Source organism: Bacillota bacterium (assembly GCA_024655925.1).
Classification (GTDB): domain Bacteria; phylum Bacillota; class DTU025; order DTU025; family JANLFS01; genus JANLFS01.
This window is the reverse complement of record JANLFS010000164.1, coordinates 1-3865: the sequence shown is the minus strand read 5'-3', so window position 1 is coordinate 3865 and position 3865 is coordinate 1. Positions and strand designations below refer to the sequence as shown.

Here is a 3865-nt window from a genome sequence, read left to right as displayed (position 1 = left end):
CTCCGCTAGCGGCAGCCCATCCGTCCTCGTCAGTATCGGCGACTGAAGCCTTCCTGTGTTGGTCAACGCTCTCAGCGAAAATCGCGTGAGCGTGCTCGCGGATGATCACGCTCTGGAGAAAGGCTGTGGTAAGGTGCTCCCACTTCGGACGGACATCCCTGGGTAACTGATACTCCATGACACACCTTGAGGGGCCGCGGTCAACTATCACAACCGATCCTGACGCGCTCACTGACTCGGGGAGAATCCGGGACTCGTTCGCCTGTTGCGCCGAGAGACGCGATTGGGGGTGTGCGCGATGAGGATGCCCGATACGATCCATGGACGAGAGGCATCGCCTGGGTTGACGATGTCCTCGTTTCCGTGACTTACGGTCCGAGGGAGTTTCGTGCGCTTTGGGACGGAGACGCAAACCATTACAGCGACGTCCTTGTCCGCCGACAACAGGAATGCCCGTGCGTGGAGGTCGTGGAGGTACTGTGCCTCCCGCTTGTGATCGTCGGCAGCTCACCTGACGTGGGCAATTTCGCTCTCCGCCTATCGAGAATGCCCTGTGACGCCGCCGTGCAGGCGTGCTGGAACGAGTTCCTGCTCCCACTCGGAGCCAGGCTGCGGGAAGACAGGTTCATGCTCATCAGGCCGGCTCAGGGCGTGGGGTAAGCTGTCGCGGCAAAGTCGGGTGTTGTCACGGCTGTAGACGGGGGACGCCGCTGCAGCAGCGAGTCGACCCTCCTACACGATATGCCTCCTTCCAGCTGCTTACGTGAATCTCTGCGAGTCTTTCGGCATCCGCCGTTGCCGCTTGGCGAACAATCATGACGCAGTCACTCCTACAATCCTGCTCAGCTCCGTATAGGCTTCCGTCTCTGCTTCTGCCATGCGGTCAAAGCAGATCGCTGCTCTCTCGAGATCGTCTCGGCGAATGGCCTCAGCCAGCGCTGGAATCGTCGACATTGATTCGCGCAGCCAACGAATGGCTGCTGAGAGATCTAGTCCTGTCAGTTCCCCAGCTTCCTGAAGAAACGCGACATACAGGTCGCGCCCGGCCGTATGATGATGTCCCTCCGGGTCCGGCGGTGAGTTGAGATACTCGAGCACCTGTCGCAGGCATCTAGCTGCCGCATCGTCTCCCAGCTCTTCTGGCCAGTGTATGATCTCTCGGGCCACCTTTCTCATCGCCGGAATGCCCACCATACCGACAGGAGGATCTAGCATCGTTTGGCACGCATCGGCAATGGACCTGCGTATGAGCATTTCGGTCGGTGGAAGCTCTTGAGGAATCTCCATTACTACCAGACGGTTCCGTTTGCCCAGACCAGGAACGTTTACGTCCCAGGCCAACTGCAGTTGCTCCAGCGAGACCGCTTGAACATCCTCTTTGCTCGTATCATGAACGTAGGCGGTGTCGTCATCGTAGCCTACCAGCAGCACATAATGGATCGGGATATGCCGCTTGTGATAAACATCCTCGTAGTAATGCAGATGGAACATGTCCATAGGCCCAAGCACGGGTGGCGTCCCTGCTTCTACGGCCTCCCGGGCTTTGCCAAAGGAGAACTTGAACGTCCGGTTCTCCACCTCTGTCAAGTTGGCATTGAGCAATCCTGCCAAGTACCGGTGCTGGCGGGCGGTGGCAGCGCCTGTGTACACCTGGCGCGGTGGATCGGCCGAGTCGAACCGGAGGTAGGCAAATCCTGCACCTTGCCCCAGCCCACAGAGGAATTCGTTTGACCAATCTCGACCGGAACGCCAGTGAATCAGGTCGCGGATGCCGTTGACCGGGCACAACCCCGGTCTTTGACGATGCGGAATGGTCAGCAATTGCTTCATTTCCGGGCCTCCTTAACTATATTCCGGTGAGCGCCCGCCCGGTTCTGGTATTAGCCGCGGCTTGCCTTCGGCGCGTTGGCCCGCTCAGAACCACCCGCTCACTCGCGTCCGTAGAATGAGCCGGCACGTATGCACCGTCAGTCATCGCGGTGCGCTCTTCCTCATCGGCATGTCCTCGGGACATGCCGTCGAGGCAGGTAGACCATTCCGGTGCCGAAATCACTGGTGGGGCGCGCCGGGACACGCGTGCGACATGGAGGGGTACTCCTGGTCATCATAGTCCCGGACAATCCCCCTAAACGAGGATGCATTGATCCTCGCCCCTCTTCCAGTAGTTGCCGGGTTACAACGCGGTCAGTCTCGTCAAGAACGACGATGCCTGTGTCAGACTAGCCACAATCGATACCCACCCGCCGGCAGACCGACTGCCGCCACCCCTCCCTTCCACCTGGCGCATTGGCAGATCAACGGCGGCGCGCAGTGGCGGCACTCAGTGGACCCGACTAATCCGCCGGTTCAGGCCTGTCCACCGGACAGGCTTGTTGGGCACACTTTAACGACGCGCTCTGCTGGCGCACTTTACTGGCACCCTCTACTGGCTCACTCCACTGGCTCACTCCACTGGCTCACTCTACGGCTTCAGTAAGCCGTCGACCCTACCAATGATGCGCCAAGCCAGCATGGTAATCCATCGCGAGGGTTCCTTCTTCTGTCCGAACTCCCACGCCTTCCAAGGCGTCCAGATCGACTCCGCACCGAAGCGCCCGTGCGGGTCGGCCTTCTGCTTCAGCGTGCTCGCCATATCCATCAGACGGGCGTCTGTCGCGAGCCAGGGAAACTGAGAAAGAACGTCCAGAACGTGCAGCAGGTCGTACCAGACCAAGGGGGCCTTGAGTTTGCGGAAGTCCGTGCCCATGTAGAACATGTACGGATGCCGACTTCTGCTCTCGCTCCAGAGACTCAGGATCGTCTCAGCCCCTACATGGCACGCCCGCTCGTCCCGCAAGTCGTCGAACTGGGTGAGGGCCTTGAGCATAACAAGAGTCGCGAACGGACAGGCATCGTCCTTGCGACCCGGTCCGCGGAACCCGCCGAGCTCCTTCGACACCGCACACGGCCAGCCGTTCTCGCGGACTAACCCGACGAGATGAGTGACCGCTGCCCTAACGCGAGGATCTGAGGCCAACCCCATCTTCGCCAAGGCGTAGACGATGAGCGGAGCGTCACACAGTGCCCATGCCCATACGTCGGTACCCGACCCGCCGTAATGCTGCGGTATATTCATGGGAAGCTGGAATGGTCCCTCATCAGACTGCCGCCTCAAGATGGCGGCGACAACAGCCGTCATACCCGGATCCTCGGCTCTAACGCCGAGGTCTGCGAGGAACGTCAGCTTATGGAACGGCTGGCTGGAGCTCTTGTGGCTCGACAATACTGTCCCCGGCCAACCCGAGAGCTCATCGATGAGGCTCGCTACACGCAAGTCCGCCAGCATGCCTCGGCGCGCAGCTCGGACGGCCTCGTCGTCCTCGGACTGAGCCAGCAAGTCCAACCTGGTTCGATACTCGACGAAGGGCTCACCCTCGAGCAACCAGTCAACAGGAACGTCCACGCCACCACCCCGTTTTCGGCCGTTACGTCTGTTCCTTGCGTCTAGCGGCCTTGTGTATCAGCAACGCCGCTCGGCAGCCCCAACCGAAACACCCGTCCTCTCCGGTCCGCCTGCAGCAAGCCTGCTCGGTCTACTTGCCATACTTGACTGGGTATGCACTCGTGCAGGCACGCGCTCGACAGCTCTTGCCGCGTGTGTGCTGCAGACCAGAACTGGCCGCCTGTCCGGTCAGAGATACCCGCCCCGACGACTGACCACCCGACCCTACTCTTCGCCGCGGCTTGGCATCCTCCTTTTCCTGCAGCCCGGCTACGGGTTCCCGGCTTCTCATCACGGCTTATTCGCACCGGCAGCCCTTAGTTCTCTTGACGATATCGCTTTTATGATATATCGTTTGTTGTGAAGGAGCTGGAGCTGTGAGAT

3 protein-coding genes are annotated in these 3865 nt (G+C 60.3%); 1 reads left to right on the top strand and 2 read right to left on the bottom strand.

All coding sequences use genetic code 11. The features are described from left to right. Window positions 1–291 precede the first annotated feature (291 nt). Entirely contained in the window at window positions 292–660 is a 369-nt protein-coding gene (locus NUW23_15380; protein ID MCR4427540.1) for a hypothetical protein, read from the top strand. A 153-nt stretch (window positions 661–813) separates the two neighbouring features. Here NUW23_15380 and NUW23_15375 read toward each other — a convergent pair whose 3' ends face one another. Continuing rightward, entirely contained in the window at window positions 814–1830 is a 1017-nt protein-coding gene (locus NUW23_15375; protein MCR4427539.1) for a BtrH N-terminal domain-containing protein, read from the bottom strand. 631 nt (window positions 1831–2461) lie between these two features. Then, window positions 2462–3442, bottom strand: coding sequence for a hypothetical protein (locus NUW23_15370; protein MCR4427538.1), 981 nt, complete (start codon window positions 3440–3442; stop codon window positions 2462–2464). Window positions 3443–3865 lie beyond the last annotated feature (423 nt).

Coding starts and splice junctions, on each gene's coding strand:
- NUW23_15375 (MCR4427539.1), bottom strand. CDS start 1,830: ATGAAGCAATTGCTGACCATTCCGCATCGTCAAAGACCGGGGTTGTGC.